The organism is Streptomyces sp. CA-250714 (genome assembly GCF_050936705.1).
Classification (GTDB): domain Bacteria; phylum Actinomycetota; class Actinomycetes; order Streptomycetales; family Streptomycetaceae; genus Streptomyces.
The window spans coordinates 1,910,913-1,927,220 of sequence record NZ_JBNJMI010000002.1; the positions used below are offsets into that span (position 1 = coordinate 1,910,913).

Annotated in this window: 14 protein-coding genes and 1 riboswitch; of the genes, 8 read left to right on the forward strand and 6 right to left on the reverse strand. The window is 72.8% G+C overall.

Going from position 1 to position 16,308, the window contains the following annotated elements; translation table 11 throughout:
- Positions 1-129: 129 nt before the first annotated feature.
- The gene (locus ACQEU8_RS27470) at positions 130-699 is read right to left on the reverse strand and encodes an SAV_6107 family HEPN domain-containing protein (RefSeq protein WP_433105688.1); all 570 of its coding nucleotides are present in this window, start codon (positions 697-699) and stop codon (positions 130-132) included.
- Between the two features lie 395 nt (positions 700-1,094).
- On the opposite strand from ACQEU8_RS27470, the gene ACQEU8_RS27475 reads away from it, so the two are divergent.
- The 4 genes from ACQEU8_RS27475 (at position 1,095) to ACQEU8_RS27490 (ending at position 6,566) form a co-directional block, all read left to right on the forward strand.
- Positions 1,095-1,925, forward strand: coding sequence for an ATP-binding cassette domain-containing protein (locus ACQEU8_RS27475; RefSeq protein WP_433105690.1), 831 nt, complete (start codon positions 1,095-1,097; stop codon positions 1,923-1,925).
- Positions 1,897-4,116, forward strand: a complete 2,220-nt coding sequence (locus ACQEU8_RS27480; RefSeq protein ID WP_433105693.1) for a YhgE/Pip family protein — start codon at positions 1,897-1,899, stop codon at positions 4,114-4,116. Before ACQEU8_RS27475 ends, ACQEU8_RS27480 begins: the two co-directional genes overlap by 29 nt.
- A gap of 32 nt (positions 4,117-4,148) precedes the next feature.
- Entirely contained in the window at positions 4,149-4,778 is a 630-nt protein-coding gene (locus ACQEU8_RS27485; protein WP_433105695.1) for a TetR/AcrR family transcriptional regulator, read from the forward strand.
- A 354-nt stretch (positions 4,779-5,132) separates the two neighbouring features.
- Positions 5,133-6,566 (forward strand): phytoene desaturase family protein, encoded by a 1,434-nt coding sequence (locus tag ACQEU8_RS27490; RefSeq protein WP_433105697.1) that lies wholly within the window; start codon positions 5,133-5,135, stop codon positions 6,564-6,566.
- A gap of 27 nt (positions 6,567-6,593) precedes the next feature.
- On the opposite strand, the gene ACQEU8_RS27495 is transcribed toward ACQEU8_RS27490, so the two are convergent.
- The 5 genes from ACQEU8_RS27495 to ACQEU8_RS27515 form a co-directional block, all read right to left on the reverse strand.
- Entirely contained in the window at positions 6,594-7,634 is a 1,041-nt protein-coding gene (locus ACQEU8_RS27495; protein ID WP_433105699.1) for a hypothetical protein, read from the reverse strand.
- Between the two features lie 48 nt (positions 7,635-7,682).
- Positions 7,683-8,624, reverse strand: coding sequence for a methylenetetrahydrofolate reductase [NAD(P)H] (gene metF / locus ACQEU8_RS27500; protein ID WP_433105701.1), 942 nt, complete (start codon positions 8,622-8,624; stop codon positions 7,683-7,685).
- Positions 8,625-8,765: 141 nt separating this feature from the next.
- Entirely contained in the window at positions 8,766-9,491 is a 726-nt protein-coding gene (gene thiE, locus ACQEU8_RS27505; protein ID WP_433105702.1) for a thiamine phosphate synthase, read from the reverse strand.
- Between the two features lie 113 nt (positions 9,492-9,604).
- Entirely contained in the window at positions 9,605-9,979 is a 375-nt protein-coding gene (locus tag ACQEU8_RS27510) for an Rv2175c family DNA-binding protein (RefSeq protein WP_209238355.1), read from the reverse strand.
- 33 nt (positions 9,980-10,012) lie between these two features.
- Positions 10,013-11,221, reverse strand: coding sequence for an NAD(P)/FAD-dependent oxidoreductase (locus tag ACQEU8_RS27515; RefSeq protein WP_433108754.1), 1,209 nt, complete (start codon positions 11,219-11,221; stop codon positions 10,013-10,015).
- 189 nt (positions 11,222-11,410) lie between these two features.
- Positions 11,411-11,522, forward strand: a riboswitch (TPP riboswitch).
- Here ACQEU8_RS27515 and thiO point away from each other — a divergent pair.
- From thiO to pknB, 4 genes are all read left to right on the forward strand, one after another.
- Positions 11,518-12,738, forward strand: coding sequence for a glycine oxidase ThiO (gene thiO / locus ACQEU8_RS27520; RefSeq protein ID WP_433105705.1), 1,221 nt, complete (start codon positions 11,518-11,520; stop codon positions 12,736-12,738). (Overlaps the previous riboswitch by 5 nt.)
- The gene (gene thiS, locus ACQEU8_RS27525) at positions 12,735-12,956 is read left to right on the forward strand and encodes a sulfur carrier protein ThiS (RefSeq protein ID WP_433105707.1); all 222 of its coding nucleotides are present in this window, start codon (positions 12,735-12,737) and stop codon (positions 12,954-12,956) included. Before thiO ends, thiS begins: the two co-directional genes overlap by 4 nt.
- Before the next feature lie 8 nt (positions 12,957-12,964).
- Entirely contained in the window at positions 12,965-13,762 is a 798-nt protein-coding gene (locus ACQEU8_RS27530) for a thiazole synthase (RefSeq protein ID WP_433105709.1), read from the forward strand.
- Positions 13,763-13,862: 100 nt separating this feature from the next.
- Positions 13,863-15,893, forward strand: a complete 2,031-nt coding sequence (gene pknB, locus ACQEU8_RS27535) for a Stk1 family PASTA domain-containing Ser/Thr kinase (protein WP_433105711.1) — start codon at positions 13,863-13,865, stop codon at positions 15,891-15,893.
- The last annotated feature ends 415 nt before the right edge of the window (positions 15,894-16,308 follow it).

The following is a 16,308-nucleotide window of genomic DNA, read 5'->3' on the forward strand; positions in this document are numbered from 1 at the left end:
CCGCTCATCCCGCCCGCCGGGCCCAGGCCGAGGAGGGGGTGCCCCTGGCCGTTGCTTGCGGAGTGCGGGTGAGTTTGTGGCTGGTCGCGCAGTTCCCCGCGCCCCTTCGGGGCGCGTTCCCCTGGCCGCTCATCCCGCTCGCCGGTTCCAGGTTGGGGAGGGGGGTTCGTCGGTGGTGGTCGTGCGGGGGTGGGGGAGGGCGGGCTGGGTGATGAGCAGGCGCTCGACGAGGCGGAGGAACATCCCGGCGTAGTGGACCAGGTCGTCGGCGTCGCGCCAGGTCGCGGCGCCGGCTATGCCGGCTTCGGCGCGGGCGCGGCGGGCGGCGCCGGAGGCGAAGAGGGCGGCCCACTCGGCGAGTTCGGGCGCGACTTCGGGCAGCACCTCCCAGGCGCTGCGGATGGCGGGGCGCCGCACCCGGCGCGGACCGGCTCCGCGCTTGCGGGCCGGCTCGAGCTCGGGCCTGCCGCGGACGGCGAGGACGGCGGCGGCCGTGCGCAGTGCGGCGAGGTGGGCCGTGGCGTACCGCTCGTTGGCGGTCTCCATGGCGGCCGCCTCGTCGAGGCCGTGCTGAGCCTGGGCGAGCAGGTCGAGCGCGGCGGGCGGGGCCGTGGCCCGGCGGAGCACGGGGTGGATGTCGTGGGCGTCGCGGGTGGGGTCGGGGTGGCTGGCGGGCTGCGCTGTCGGCTGCGGGGGCACGGGGCGCGCTCCCCGAGAAGGTCGCATCACGTGAATCAACCTCCCGTCGGCTGATGCCGGTTCAGGAACCGGTCGTATGGGCACATCGTGTCGCATGCCACTGACAATCGGCTTGACCTGCGCAAACGCCGTGCGGTGCGACGAGGCGCCGGGGCGATCGGCCCGGCGGCGGGGCCGGTTGGCGTACGAGCCCACGTCTGCGGCATACTTTGGACTGACCAGTCAGTTCAAAAAGCGCCGTGCCCGGCACCGGGGACCGGGCACGGCGCGCCGGTCCGGGATTGCGCCGGGCGCTGCGGCCTGCGGGCACGACCGGCGGCGGGACAGCAGACCGACCGGCAGCAGGCCGACAGCAGACCCGGTATCGGCAGGCGCGACAGAGAGCGGGAGGGGCCGTGACACAGCTGCGGGGAGCCGCCGTATCGGCGGAGGACTTCGGGCTCGACGGGCCACGTGGCCCGGTATTCGACGGGGTGAGCTTCACCGCGCAGGCGGGCTCACTGATCGCCGTGACCGGCCCGTCCGGGTCCGGACGCACCTGTCTGCTGCTGGCGCTGACCGGCCGGATGAAGGCGAGCCGTGGGCACGCCAAGGTGGCCGGGCACCCGCTGCCCAAGCGGCTCGCGGCTGTACGCCGGATCAGCGCGCTGGGCCCGGTCCCCGGCGTCAACGACCTGGACCCGGCGCTGACCGTCACCGAGCAACTCCGCGAGCGCGTACTGCTCCAGCGGCGGTTCGACAGCCCGCTGCGTGCGCTGCTGCGTCCCCGCAAGGAGCGGGCCGCGGCGAGCCGGGCGCGGCTGGAGGCGGCGCTGGAGACCGCGGGCCTCGATCTGGACGCGCTGCCCAAGGGCGGACGCACAGCAGTACGTGATCTGGACCGGCCGACGGAGCTGCGGCTCGCGGTGGCGCTGGCGCTGCTGGGCGAGCCGCGGCTGCTGGCCGTCGACGATGTGGACCTGAAGCTGTCGGAGAGCGAACGCGGGGACGCGTGGGGGCTGTTGCGCGCCGTGGCGGAGGAGGGCACCACGGTGCTCGCGGTGTGCAGCGAGCCGCCGGCCGAGGGCGCCGTGGTGGTCCGTATCGAGAAGGCCCGCGCGGGCGACGACCGCGAGGCGCGGAAGACCGGGGCGGCCGGGGAGTCCGGCGACGCGCGGACCGAAGGGGACGACGACCTGGAGAGGGAGGGGGCGGACGATGCGCTCGCCGAGGCTAGCCGCGCTTGAGCTGAAGCGGTTCGGCAGGGGACGGCTGCCGCGGGCCGCGATGGCCGCGATGCTGCTGCTGCCGCTGCTGTACGGCGCGCTGTACCTGTGGTCGTTCTGGGACCCGTACGAGCGCCTGGACAAGGTGCCGGTGGCGCTGGTGAACGAGGACCAGGGGGCCTCCGTCAAGGGCGAGAAGGTGAACGCGGGCGACGACATCGCCAAGGGCCTGCACAACAGTGACTCGTTCGATTGGCACGAGACCAGCGCGGCCGACGCGCGCAAGGGGGTCGAGGACGGGCGGTACTACCTGTCGCTGACGGTGCCCGCCGACTTCAGCAAGCGGGTCTCCTCCAGTTCGGGCGACTCCCCCGAGACGGGTGCGCTCAAGGTGCGTACCAACGACGCGAACAACTACATCGTCGGGCAGATATCCCGCACCGTCTTCTCCGAGGTCCGCGCCAGCGCCTCCAGCAAGGTGTCGCGCGGCTTCTACGACAAGATCTACGTCTCCTTCTCCACGCTGCACGGCAAGACGGCGAAGGCCGCCAAGGGCGCCGACGATCTCGGCGAGGGCATCGGCAAGGCGAAGAAGGGCGCGGGCAAACTCAAGAACGGGCTCGGCGACGCGGAGGACGGCAGCGGCCGGCTCAAGAGCGGCACGGCCAAGCTGCACAAGGGCTCCGGCACCCTGGAGACGGGCGCGGGCCAGGTCGCCGAGGGCACCCAGAAGCTGGCCGACAAGGTGAACGGCGCCGCCGGCAAGGTGCGGCCGTTCCTCAAGGCGCACAGCGGCGACATCGGCAAGGCCGCGCGCGGGGTGGCCCGTACGAGCAAGACGCTCAAGCAGAACCTCAGCAAGCTGCCGGGCGCCGCCCAGCGCGCGCAGACCGACTCACGCGAGGCCGCCGACACGCTCTCGAGGCTTTACGAGGCACGCTGCGGCAAGGGCGCTCCCGGCAAGGGCGTTCCGGGCAGGCCCAGCCCTGACGTGACACTTCCGGGCGACGCGTCCCCCGAGGCACCGCAGCCGCCCCCGCCCTCCTCGCCGTCTTCGCCCTCCACCGGCAAGACCGGCAATGCCGGCACGGCTCTCGCGCCAAGCTCCTGCCCGGAGTTGAAGAAGGCCGCGGATGCCGCCGAGCGGTCGGCTCGGGTCGCCGCGAAGGTCAACGGGTACGTCAAGAACGAGAAGAACCTCGACGAGCTCGGCCGCGACCTCGACGACCTCAACCGCGCCGCGAACGACGTCGCCAAGCGGGCCCCGCACCTCCAGCAGGACGTGGACAGCGCCGTACGGCAGATCAACAAGCTCAACAAGGGCGCCCACAAGGTCGCCAAGGGCGCCGGAAAGCTGCACTCCGGGCTCGGTACGGCCAAGAGCGGCGCCGCGACACTCGACACCGGTCTCGGCAAACTGTCCGGCGGTGCCGCCTCGCTCGACGGCGGACTGTTCAAACTGGCCGACGGCTCCGGAAAGCTGGCCGGCGGCCTGCACGACGGCGCCGAGCAGATCCCGGACTACGACAAGAAGCAGCGCGACGACCGTACGGGCGTGATGGCCGACCCGGTCGACCTCGCCTCCCACAAGGCGCACACGGCGCCCAACTACGGCACGGGCTTCGCGCCGTACTTCATCCCGCTCTCCCTCTGGGTCGGCGCGATGATCGCGTACATGCTGCTCCAGCCGCTGAACAAGCGGGCGCTGGCGGCAGGTGCCCCGGCCTGGCGGATCGCACTGGCGGGCTGGCTGCCGGTGGCCGCGATCGGGGTGGCACAGGTGGCCGCGCTGATGAGCGTGCTGCACTGGGGGCTCGGCCTCCAGATGGCGCGCGGCCTGGCGACGGTGGGCTTCCTGGCGCTGGTGACGGCGTGCTTCACGGCCGTCGTCCAGTTCCTCAACGCGCGCTTCGGACCGGCGGGCCGGATCCTCGTACTGGCGATGCTGATGCTCCAGTTGACCTCGGCGGGCGGTACGTACCCGATCCAGACCAGTCCCGGCTTCTTCAACGCGATCCACCCGTTCCTGCCCATGAGTTACGTGGTGGAGGGGCTGCGGCATCTGATCACCGGCGGGGAGCTGTGGCCGGTGTGGCGGGCGTGCCTGGTGCTGCTGGCCTTCACGCTGGGCGCCCTCGCGCTGACGGCCGTCACCGCGCGCCGTAAGCAGGTGTGGACGCTGGACCGGCTGCGTCCGGAGATCTCGTTGTGAGGACGAGGTCGTTCCGAGAGGAGAATGGCCGCATGACGAGTGCCCGCACCACCACGCCACGCAGCCGCAGCGCCACCAGGGACAAGCTCTTCCACGCGGCGGTCACCCTCATCGCCGAACAGGGGTTCTCCTCCACGACCGTGGAGGAGATCGCCGAACGGGCCGGAGTGGCCAAGGGCACGGTCTACTACAACTTCGCCAGCAAGACCGAGCTGTTCGAGGAACTGCTGCGGCACGGGGTGGAACTGCTCACCGCCGATCTGCGGCAGGCCGCCGAGGAGACGGCCGGGCGGGGCGGCAGCCGGGTGGACGCGCTGGACGCGATGGTCCGCGCGGGGCTGCAGTTCATCGACCGCTATCCCGCCTTCACCCAGCTCTACGTCGCCGAGCTGTGGCGCACCGGGCGGGCCTGGAACGACACCCTGCTGATGGTGCGCAAGGAAGCGGTCGCCGTGGTGGAGGGCGTACTGCGGGCCGGCGTCGCGGAGGGAGAGCTGAGCGAGGAGATCGACATCCAGCTCACCGCCGCCGCGCTGGTGGGGATGGTGCTGGTGGCCGCGCTGGACTGGAAGGCCTTCCAGCCGGAGCGCTCCATCGAGGACGTGCACGGGGCGCTGTCCCTGCTGCTCCAGGGCCGGGTCGGCGGGGACCGGCTCCGCTGACCGCGGAACCGGCCCCCTATGCGAGGCGGCCCCGCGCGCTGCGCGGGGCCGCCTCATCTGTGCGGGGGGTGGCTTCCGGAAAGGCGCCGGGCGCCGTTCCGCGGCCCCGTGTCAGCGGTGCGGCCCCGTGCCCTTCCGTGTGGCCTCACTCTGCCGACCCGAACGGATGGGTCCATCCGTTCGGGTACTCAAGATCTCGGGTGAGTACGGGTACCTACGCCTGCGTGCGCCCCGCCTCTCCGTCTTTCCGGGGGGTGCCCCTGCCCGAAGCTTGCGGGCTGCGCGTCTGTCGTGGCTGGGCGCGCAGTTCCCCGCGCCCCTGACTGGATGTGGGGGTCGGTAGGGTCGGTGGGCATGGCACGGATCGTGGTGGTCGGGGCAGGGATGGGTGGGATGGCGGCGGCGGCTCGGCTGGCTGTCGCCGGGCACGAGGTCGTGGTGCACGAGCGGGCCGGAACGCACGGCGGTGCCGTACGGCAGTACGCGCGCGGGGGCTTCACCTTCGACACCGGGCCGGGGCTGCTGCACCTGCCGGCCGTCTACCGGGACCTGTTCGTCAAGACCGGCCGCGAGCGGCTGGAGGACCGGGTGGAGCTGGTCCAGGTGCCGGTGACCGCGCGCCATGTGTTCGCCGACGGCGACGGCAGCGCCGTATCGCTGCCGAACGCCTCCCGAGGCAAAGTGATCGCCGCGCTGGACGAGGCGCTGGGCGGCGGCGCGGGCGAGCGCTGGGCCGGGATGCTGACCCGGGCCCGCGAGGCGTGGGAGGCCACGCGCCGCCCGCTGCTGGAGGAGCCGCTGCGCGACGAGCCGTCTTCCCGGGGCACGCTCGTTCGGGACGGCGCCTATCCGGCTCTGCGGAAGAGGGGCCTGTTCCATCGGCGTACGCCGACACTGGCCGAGGCCGCGCGGCACGAGCTGCGTGATCCACGGCTGGCGGCGATGCTGTGCGGCTGCGTCTGGGCGCACGGTCTGGATCCGGCAACGGCCCCCGCGAGCGCCGCCGTTCTCGCCTACGTCGAGGACACCTTCGGCACCTGGTACGTACGCGGCGGCATGCGTGCGCTCGCCGACGCGCTCTATGAGCGCTGTCTGGAGCGGCGGGTGACCTTCCACTTCGACAGCGCTGTGACCGGCGTACGGGAGAAGGACGGCCGGGCGGCGGGTGTGGAGCTGGCCGACGGCTCGGTGGCCGACGCGGACGTGGTCGTCGCGGCCGGCGGTCCCGCCGCGCCCGGTGGCCAGGGCGGTGCGGAACGGGGCGCGGCCCGGTTCACCGTGCTGCTCGCGCTGCGCGGCGCCCGCCCGGAGGGCACGGCGCACCGCACGCTGGTGCACCGGGCCGACGCGCCGGGGCAGCCGGTGACCGTTCTGCGGCCCGATGATCCGGCGCTGCGCCCGGATGACGAGCACGAGACGGCGGTGCTCACGCTGCCGGTGCCTCCGGGGACGGGCGAGGCACCCGGTGCGGCGGAGCGGCTCGCCGAGCAGTTGCTGGCGGCGACGGACGCGGCGGGGCTGGGGCTGAGCGAGCGGCTGCTGTGGCACGAGGTGCGTACCCCGGCGGACAGCGAGGCGGAAACGGGCGCTCCGGGCGGCCGGGTGCCGCCGCCCGCGCTGCCCGGGGCAGGCGGTGCCTTCCTGTATCCCGCGAACCGGACCGGGTTGCCGGGCCTCTACGCGGCGGGCGGCTGGTCCCACCCGGGCGGCGGGCTGCCCGCGGCGGGCATGAGCGGCGCCATGGTGGCGGGGCTGGTCCAGGACCCGGAGTGGCGCGGCTCGGTCTGAGCCCCGGCACCCCGCGTCAGGCGGGGCTCAGTACTGGCCGCTGCCGTAGTAGTCCTGCGGATACTGCGGCGTCTGCTGCGGATACGGCTGGGCCTGGGCCTGGGGCTGCGGCTGGGAGGCCGCGTCGTCGGCGTAGTAGTCGCCGTACTCGTTCCCGTAGCCGTACGGGGCAGGCGGTTCGGCCGGAGGCAGGGGCGCACCGGCGTCCCGCTGCTGGGGGACCCAGACGCCACCGGGCGGCGTCTCGGGGACATCGGGGTAGTACGGCTGAGCGGGCTGTTGGGGCGGCGTCGCCGGGTAGCCGTACTCGTCGGCGTAACCGCCGTAGCCGGCGTACGGGTCCGCGTACTCCTGCTGGGCGGGATAGCTCTGGTACTCGGCGGCTCCGGCGGGGTCCGGGTACCCGGCGTACTGACCGGCGTATTGCTCGCCGGACCCGTCCCCGTAGGCGAACACCTGGGTCTGGTCGGGCGCCTGGGCCGGCATCGGTCCCGGCGTCGGCATCGGTCCCGGGGCCTGGCCGAAGAGTGAGGTCTCTTCCTCGTAGCCGTCGGTGCCGGTGCCGGTGCCGCCGTACGCGTCGTAGCCGGCGTAGGCGTAATCGGGCCCGGCGCCGGTTCCCGTGCCGAACTGGGCGGCGGGCTCAGGCTGGCCGTAGCCCTGCTGGCCGTAGTCGTCGACGGGATCGGGCACCGGAAGCGTGCCGGGGGCCTGCACGGCGCCGGGGCCGTGGGTCTGGAGGTCGGAGACCTGGAGCGAGGCGGTGTCAGGGCCGGGCGCCGCGCCCCCGCGGCGGCGCCGGCTGGAGCCGGGGCCACCGCCGAGCGACCACCCGGCGGTGAACCCGCTCCGCACGGAGAGCGTGACGAACGTCTGGCCGACGGCGAAGGCCGCGATGCCGACGCCGATCACGATGACCGACGGCAGCACGGTGCCCACCACCACGCCCAGGAAGCCGGCGAAGGCCAGCGCCCGCCAGCGCAGCCGGGCCTTGTACTGGAGCAGGACCTCGCCCAGCAGCCACAGCGCAACGACGCCGAACGCGATATAGAGGACCGTCCAGCCCATCTACGCCCCTCTTCCCGCTCCCGCCGCCCTCATGGGCGGATCCGTGGCTCAAGCCCCCTTGCGAAGGCCCAGGTTAGCCCTCTCCCGAAGGCCGAGATTCTGGTGGATCTCCAGCGTCGCCGTGGAGTGGTTGAGCGTGATGAAGTGCAGCCCCGGGACGCCTTCGGCCATCAGCCTCGCACACAAGTCTGTGGCGTACTCGATTCCCACCGAGCGTACCGCTGCCGGATCGTCCTGGACCGCGTGGAGTCGCTCGATCATCTCGGTCGGCAGGGTGGCGTTGCTCAGCTGCGCGAACCGTTCGATCTGCTTCACGTTCGTGACGGGCATGATCTCCGGGATGATGGGCGTGTGGCAGCCGGCCGCGGCGACCTTGTCACGCAGCCGCAGGTAATCCTCTGCCCGGAAGAACATCTGGGTGATGGCGTAGTCGGCACCGGCTTTGCACTTGTTCACGAAGTGCCGGATGTCGCTCTCCCAGTCGGTTGAGCGCGGGTGCATCTCGGGGAAGGCCGCCACGCCGACGCAGAAGTCGCCGGACTCCTTGATCAGCTCCACGAGTTCGGAGGCGTAGTTGATCCCGTCGGGGTGCTCGACCCACTCCCCCAGCGGGTCGCCGGGCGGGTCGCCGCGCAGCGCGAGCACGTTGCGGATGCCCGCGTCCGCGTACTGCCCGATGACGTTGCGCAGCTCGGCCCGCGAGTGGTTGACGGCGGTGAGGTGCGCGACCGGGGTCAGCGTGGTCTCGTTTGCGATGCGCTCGGTGTTGCGGACCGTGCCCTCACGCGAGGAACCGCCCGCTCCGTAGGTGACGGACACGAAGGTCGGGGACACCGCCTCGATGCGCCGCAGCGCGTCCCACAGGGTCCGCTCTCCCTTCTCGGTCTTCGGCGCGAAGAACTCGAAGGAGTAGGACTGCTCTCCGCTCGCGAGCAGATCACGCACAGTCGGCGGACGGTCTGTCCTGGGAGCTGAGATACCGATGGCCATGGATGCAGGCTAGCGGCCTGACCTGTAGAGCGGCTCGACACTGCCACGTTAAGGGATGATCTGTCCGTTTCCCGGATGGCCGATGTCCACCTGTTGGACAGGCGGCCACCCCGTGTTACGGGAACGGCCGGGTCACTGCACTCAGGGGTGCGGGTCGCCGTCGGCCGCCTCCCGCAGCCGCTGCGCCAGCGAGGCCGCGGCGGCCCCCGGATCGTCGGCCCGGGTGAGCGCGCGGACCACCACCACCCGGCGGGCCCCGGCCTCCAGCACCTGGTCCAGGTTGTCCGCGTCGATCCCGCCGATGGCGAACCAGGGCCGTGCCGCCGGATTCGCGGTGGTACGGGCGGCGGTGTGACGGACGAGATCCAGCCCCGGTGCCGGGCGGCCCGGTTTGGTGGGGGTCGGCCAGCACGGACCGGTGCAGAAGTAGTCGACGCCGGGCTCGGCCAGCGCCGCGTCCGCCTCGGCCGCGGAGTGCGTGGAGCGGCCGATCAGCACCTCGTCGCCGAGCAGCGCGCGGGCTGCGGGAACGGGGAGATCGCCCTGGCCGAGGTGGAGCACGTCGGAGCCGGCGGCGTGGGCCACGTCCGCGCGGTCGTTGACGGCGAGCAGCGCGCCGTGCCGGCGGCAGGCCTCGGCGAAGACGGCCAGCTGCGCCAGCTCCTCCGCCGCCTCCATGCCCTTGTCACGCAGCTGGACGATGTCCACGCCGTTCGCCAGCACCGCGTCCAGGAACTCGGGCAGATCGCCCTGCTCCCTGCGGGCGTCGGTGCACAGATACAGCCGTGCGTCGCCGAGCCGCTTCCGCGCTTCGGCGGACGGGCCGGAGCCGGTGGACGCGGCGGGCGTGGTGGTGCTGCGGGACATCGTGCGGTGCTTCCCCCCATGAGGGGGTGCGTGGACCCGCGAGCGGGCCCACGCACCCGGTGGTGTCGGTGTTCTTCCGGGTGCCCCGGGCCGGCCGGCCCGGGGCAGCGGCGTCAGACGGCGAGCGCCTGGGCGCGGCGCTTGACCTCCGTGCCCCGGTTCTCCCGCAGGGCCGTCACGGGCGAGCCGGGCAGGGACTCGTCCTCGGTGAACAGCCACTCGAGCATCTCTTCGTCGCTGAAGCCGTCGTCCTTCAGGAGCGTGATGGTGCCCGACAGGCCCTTCACGATCCGCCCCTCGCCGATGAAGGCGGCCGGAACCTGGAGCACCCTGTTTCCGGACTCCGCTTCCCGCCGCACCGCGATCAGCTGGCCTTCCTTCACGAGCTGCCGTACCCGGGTCACTTCGACGCCGAGCTTCTCGGCGACGTCGGGAAGGGTGAGCCAGGCGGGGACGAGAGCATCGGTCTTTGCGTCAATCTCGGTCACGGGTTCCAGACTGCCATCTGGGACCGACGGTCACTACCGCGCCGCCTGCTTCAGGGCGACGGCCGCGTCGCCCAGCAGTGTCCGGTCCACGGTCATACCCTGCTGAATCAGCTTCCGGCCCTGCGCGAGATCGCGCGGACGGCCGACGGCCAGCAGCGCGGCGAGCCGCTCCCCGCGCAGCCAGCACACGCTCCAGGCTGCACTGTCGGGAGAGCCGCGCCACACCAGTTCGTCGTCCTGGTCGTGGTGGCCGATGTACTGCACGAAACGGCCGAACTGCTCGGACCAGAAGTACGGCACCGGATCGTAGGCAACGCTGTCGGCCTCCCCGTCGGCGTGCCCCTCGGCCAGCAGGTTCGCGGCAACCGTACGGGGGCCCTGGAGCGCGTTGTCCCAGTGGTGGATCAGCAGCCGCCGGCCGTACCGGGCCGACGGGAAGGAGGCGCAGTCGCCCACGGCGTAGATGCCGAAGTCGTGACTGCCCGAGACCGGGGCGCGCAGCCGGGCGTCGGCGGCCACGGCACCGTCGGGGCCGAGTTCCACGCCGGAGTCGCGCAGCCAGCCGGTCGCCGGACGGGCACCGATCCCGACCAGTACCGCGTCGGCCGCCAGCCGCGTGCCGTCGGCGAGCAGCACCTCACCGCGTTCGACCGCCGCCACCGCCACCCCGGTGCGCAGCGTCGCCCCGGCCTCCGCGTACCAGGCCCGCATCGGCTCGGTGACCTGCGCGGGAAGCGCGCCCGGCAGCGGGGTGTCCGCGGCCTCCACGACGGTGACCTCGCAGCCCCGCTCGCGTGCCGCCGTCGCGAACTCCGCGCCGATCCAGCCCGCGCCGACCACCACGATCCGGCCCCGCTCGGCCAGCACCGGCCGCAGCCGCCGCGCGTCGTCCAGGGTGCGCAGCAGATGGACGCCGGGCACGCCCTCGCTGCCGGGCAGGGTCACCGGCTCGGCGCCGGTCGCCAGCACCAGACGGTCGTAGTGGACGGGCCCCGCGTCGGTGACCAGCAGCCGCTCGCCCGCATGCAGCCCGGTGACGGTTCTGCCCAGCTCCAGCTCGATGTCCAGCCCGGCGAAGTCGATCTCGAAGAGCGGTGCCTCCGCCGCCTCTCCCGTACCGAGGAGCACGGCCTTGGACAGCGGCGGCCTGTCGTACGGCGCGTGCGGCTCCGCCCCGATCAGCCGTACGGAACCGGGCCAGCCCTGTTCCCGCAGCTGCACGGCGGTCTGCACGCCGGCCATACCGGCACCCACGATCACGACCCGCTGCTGTTTCTGACTGTCGCTCACGCGATCACTGTATGCCGGGCGGCTCGTGCAGCCATCGGTCACCGGTCGTAGGGCCGCCGGTCGAGCGTCGCGTGGCGCCTGGCCGGGCGCCGGTGGGCCTTACCCGGCTCGGAGGCACCGCAGTAGGGTGGGTGCGGTAGTTACGGCATACGCGGGAGCCCGGACGCACCGGGCTGAGAGGGAGGCTGACGGCCTCCGACCGTCCGAACCTGATCCGGGTCATTCCGGCGAAGGGAGCAGCAGCGCCCATGCGCGTCATCTCGATTCCTGCGGAGCGCACCGCGAAGGACGCCACCCCCGACGGACGGGGTGCGAGCCCCGATGTGCTCGTCCTCGGCGGCGGCCTCATCGGCCTGGTCACCGCCTGGCGCGCCGCCGGCCGCGGGCTGGCGGTCACCGTCGTCGACCCCGAGCCCGGCGGCGGCGCCGCACAGGTGGCGGCGGGCATGCTGGCGGCCGTCACCGAGCTGCACTACGGCGAGGAGACGCTGCTGGACCTCAACCTCGCCTCGGCGGCGCGCTATCCGGACTTCGTCGCCGAACTGGAGGCCGCCACCGGGCTGGACACCGGCTACCGGGCCTGCGGCACCCTCGCGGTCGCGCTCGACGCCGACGACCGCGCCCATCTGCGCGAGCTGCACGCGCTCCAGCAGCGGTGCGGGCTGGATTCGCAGTGGCTGACCGGCCGCGAGTGCCGCCGCCTGGAGCCGATGCTGGCGCCCTCGGTACGCGGCGGAGCCCGCGTGGACGGCGACCACCAGATCGACCCGCGCCGGCTGGCGACCGCGCTGCTGCGCGCCTGTGAACGTACGGGGGTCACCTTCCGGCGCTCCCGCGCGGTGCGGCTGCTCACCGCCCGCGACCGCGCCGCGGGGGCCGCCCTCGACGACGGCACCGAGCTGCACGCGGGGCAGACAGTGCTCGCGCTGGGATCCCGCAGCAGCACGCTGGAGGGCCTGCCGCCTGAAGTGGCGCCGCCGGTCCGCCCGGTGAAGGGCCAGGTCCTGCGGCTGCGGATGCCCGCCGCCCGACACGGCGCCTTCCTCTCCCGTACGGTCCGCGCCGTCGTACGCGGCGGCCCGCTGTATCTGGTGCCGCGCGAGGACGGCGAGCTGGTCGTCGGCGCCACCAGCGAGGAGCTCGGCTGGGACACCACGGTCACCGCGGGCGGCGTCTACGAGCTGCTGCGGGACGCGCATGAACTGGTACCCGGCATCACCGAACTGCCGCTGGCCGAGACCCGCGCCGGACTGCGCCCGGGCTCCCCCGACAACGCGCCGCTGCTCGGCCCCACCGCACTGCCGGGTCTCCACCTGGCCACCGGCCACTACCGGCACGGCGTACTCCTGACCCCCGTCACCGGCGAGGTGCTGGCCGAACTGCTGACAACGGGCGAACTGCCCGAGTCCGCGCGCCCCTTCGCACCCCGGCGCTTCGCCGCCTCCCATCTCCAGGAGCAGCCCGCATGACGTCCACCACCCGGATGCTGACCGTCTCGGTCAACGGCGAGCCCCGCCGGATTGCCGCCGGGCTCACCCTCGACCGGCTCGTGGCCACCCTCACCACCGCGCCCTCAGGGGTGGCCGCGGCGCTCAACGAGGACGTGGTCCCCCGGAGCCGCTGGGCCGCCACCCCGCTCGGCGAGGGCGACCGCGTCGAAGTTCTCACCGCAGTCCAGGGAGGCTGAGCACAGCGATGGCCGACGATCCGCTGACCATTGGCGACACCACCTTCACTTCGCGCCTGATCATGGGCACCGGCGGCGCGCCCAGCCTCGACATCCTCGAACGCGCCCTGCTGGCCTCCGGTACGGAGCTGACGACGGTCGCCATGCGGCGGCTGGACCCCTCCGTGAGCGGATCCGTGCTGTCCGTACTCGACAAGCACGGCATCCGCGTACTGCCGAACACCGCCGGGTGCTACACGGCGGGCGAGGCCGTACTGACCGCGCGGCTGGCCCGCGAGGCGCTCGGTACCGACTGGGTGAAGCTGGAGGTCATCGCCGACGAGCGCACCCTGCTGCCCGACCCCGTCGAGCTGCTCGACGCCGCCGAGACCCTGGTGGACGACGGCTTCACCGTGCTGCCGTACACCAACGACGACCCGGTGCTCGCGCGGAAGCTCCAGGACGTGGGGTGCGCCGCCATCATGCCGCTCGGCTCCCCCATCGGCTCCGGGCTCGGCATCCGTAACCCGCACAACTTCCAGCTCATCACCGAGCGGGCCGAGGTCCCCGTGATCCTGGACGCCGGTGCCGGTACGGCGTCCGATGCCGCCCTCGCCATGGAGCTGGGCTGCGCCGCCGTGATGCTGGCCTCCGCCGTCACCCGCGCCCAGGAACCGGTGCTGATGGCCGAGGGCATGCGCCGTGCGGTCGAGGCGGGGCGCCTGGCTTTCCGCGCGGGGCGCATTCCCCGACGCCATTTCGCGGAGGCGTCCTCGCCTGTTGAGGGAGTCCCCGTGCTGGATCCCGAGCGCCCCGCCTTCCACTAGCGAGGGCGGCGCCGACGGCTTGTCACTGTTCGGCTCCAGATCCTCCGCAACCCGCAACCACACGGCCGAGCCGGCGCAGGCCCCTCGTACACTCTGCGCAATGGACACCACCCTCAAGGACCCCCTGGTCGGTCAGGTTCTCGATGGCCGGTACCGCGTCGACGCCCGGGTAGCCGTCGGCGGCATGGCGACCGTGTACCGCGCCATGGACACCCGCCTGGACCGCGTGCTGGCCCTGAAGGTGATGCACACCTCCCTCTCCGCGGACGACACGTTCGTGACCCGCTTCATCAGGGAGGCCAAGTCCGCCGCGCGCCTGGCGCACCCCAACGTGGTCGGGGTGTTCGACCAGGGCACGGACGGCACATACGTCTACCTCGCGATGGAGTACGTGGAGGGCTGCACGCTCCGCGACGTACTGCGCGACAGGGGCGCCCTGCGCCCCCGCGCGGCACTCGACATCCTGGAGCCCGTGCTGGCCGCGCTGGGTGCGGCGCACCGTGCCGGTCTCGTACACCGGGACGTGAAGCCGGAGAACGTGCTGATAGGGGACGACGGCCGGGTGAAGGTCGCCGACTTCGGGCTCGTCAGGGCCGTGGACAGCCAGACGTCCGCGACGACGGACTCGATCCTGGGCACCGTCTCCTACCTGGCGCCGGAGCAGATCGAGGACGGTACGGCGACCCCGCGTACGGATCTGTACTCGTGCGGCGTGATGCTCTACGAGATGCTGACCGGCAGCAAGCCGCACTCGGGGGCCTCCCCGGCGCAGGTGCTCTACCAGCATCTGAACAAGGACATGCCGGCCCCGTCAGCTTCGGTGCCGGGGATGGCGGCGGCGCTGGACGCCCTGGTCGCGCGGGCGACGGCGCGGGCGCCCGAGGGGCGCCCCGAGGACGCTGTCGCGCTGCTGTCGGAGGTGCGGACGGCCCGCGCGGCGCTGACCGACGAGGAGCTGGACGCGGTGCCGCCGCAGGCCAAGGCCGACGGCGCAGGTCCGGCGGGTCCGGCAGCCGCCGAGGACGCTTCCCCGGTCCCCGGTGAGATGGCCGCGGCAGCGCACACCGACGCCGGCACGCGGACCGAGGCCGACACCTATGTGATCCCCCGCCCGGCGGGGACCGCGGCCGACGACCCGGTGCCGGACGCGGAGCCGCTGGACCGTACGGCGCTGCTGAGCGCGCCCCCGGCCGCGCCGCCCACCGCTCCGCCGGACGGCGCGGTCGGGCCCGGTGGCGGCGCCCCGCGGCGGCGGGCGCTCCAGCCGCGCTGGGTGCTGGTGACACTGGGGGTGCTGCTGGTCGCGCTGGTGGGCGCGGGTGTCTGGTACGTCAACTCCGGGCAGTTCATCCGCACGCCCGCCGTGCTGGACAAGACCCAGTCCGAGGCGACGAGGACGCTGTCGGACGCCGGGCTCGATGTGAAGGTGGACCGCGACTACAGCGAGCGGGTCAAGCGCGGCCATGTCATCAGCAGCGACCCGAAGCCGGGCGAGCGCGTCCGCAAGACGGGCAGCGTCACACTGACCGTCTCGCGCGGCCCCCAGGTGGTGAAGGTCCCGGATCTGAAGGGCACCCCGCTCTCGGACGCCCGCCGCAAGCTGAAGGACGCCGGTCTCGAGCCGGGGGTGGTCAAGCGGCGGTTCGACGAGGAGACCGCGCAGGGCTCCGTCGTCTCCACCGACCCCGCCCCCGGCAGCAAGCGCAGGCCGGGCGTGGCCGTGGCGCTCACGGTCTCCAAGGGCGCGCCCGTGGACGTGCCCGATGTGGTCGGTGACGACCAGAGCGACGCGGTGGACGAGTTGAAGGAGGCGGGCCTGAAGGTCCGTATCGCGTCCGAGCGAGTCCACTCCGAGCACGACAAGGGCACCATCGCCCGTCAGTCGCCCACCGACGGCACCAGGGCGGCCAAGGGCGACACGGTGACGCTCACCGTCTCCAAGGGCCCCGACATGGTCGAGGTGCCGGATGTGGAGGGCAGCAGCGAGGACGAGGCCACCTCGAAGCTGGAGCAGGCGGGCTTCGAGGTGAACGTACGCCGCATCTTCTTCGGCGACACCGTCTTCAACCAGTCCCCCGACAGCGGCGAGCAGGCGCCCCGGGGCTCGGAGGTCACCATCTGGCTCCGCTGAGCCCTCTCCCGCCCCCGCTCACCCCTGCTCCGCACAGCCCCGCGACGGCCGGTACGCCGGCCGACTCGCGGGGCTTTTCCGTGTGGTGGATCGGTCACCGTGCGTGGAGTCATGTCCGACTTGGCGCGCATATCCCGTCACGGGCAGTGGTGCCCGGCCTTGCGGCATGTGAGCCCACCCATAGGACGCACGTCACCTACGACATGGAGTAGTGGAAAGGAATCCACCGCGCGACCTGGAATGCAGGGGTGAAAAACGCGGTGTGCGCGGACCCCCGGCAACGAATTCAGGTAGTACGTCACACCTTTGATTTCGTAAAACGGGCCCTTTAACAATTGCGGTCGTCGCACGGCGCCGAAACAGCACTCGGCGTTTCTCCCCGGCTCCCCCGCCTCTGCGACGACGCCAGCGATGA

Coding starts and splice junctions, on each gene's coding strand:
- ACQEU8_RS27480 (WP_433105693.1), top strand. CDS start 1,897: ATGCGCTCGCCGAGGCTAGCCGCGCTTGAGCTGAAGCGGTTCGGCAGG.
- ACQEU8_RS27485 (WP_433105695.1), top strand. CDS start 4,149: ATGACGAGTGCCCGCACCACCACGCCACGCAGCCGCAGCGCCACCAGG.
- ACQEU8_RS27490 (WP_433105697.1), top strand. CDS start 5,133: ATGGCACGGATCGTGGTGGTCGGGGCAGGGATGGGTGGGATGGCGGCG.
- ACQEU8_RS27495 (WP_433105699.1), bottom strand. CDS start 7,634: ATGGGCTGGACGGTCCTCTATATCGCGTTCGGCGTCGTTGCGCTGTGG.
- metF (WP_433105701.1), bottom strand. CDS start 8,624: ATGGCCATCGGTATCTCAGCTCCCAGGACAGACCGTCCGCCGACTGTG.
- thiE (WP_433105702.1), bottom strand. CDS start 9,491: ATGTCCCGCAGCACCACCACGCCCGCCGCGTCCACCGGCTCCGGCCCG.
- ACQEU8_RS27515 (WP_433108754.1), bottom strand. CDS start 11,221: ATGGCCGGCGTGCAGACCGCCGTGCAGCTGCGGGAACAGGGCTGGCCC.
- thiO (WP_433105705.1), top strand. CDS start 11,518: ATGCGCGTCATCTCGATTCCTGCGGAGCGCACCGCGAAGGACGCCACC.
- thiS (WP_433105707.1), top strand. CDS start 12,735: ATGACGTCCACCACCCGGATGCTGACCGTCTCGGTCAACGGCGAGCCC.
- ACQEU8_RS27530 (WP_433105709.1), top strand. CDS start 12,965: ATGGCCGACGATCCGCTGACCATTGGCGACACCACCTTCACTTCGCGC.
- pknB (WP_433105711.1), top strand. CDS start 13,863: ATGGACACCACCCTCAAGGACCCCCTGGTCGGTCAGGTTCTCGATGGC.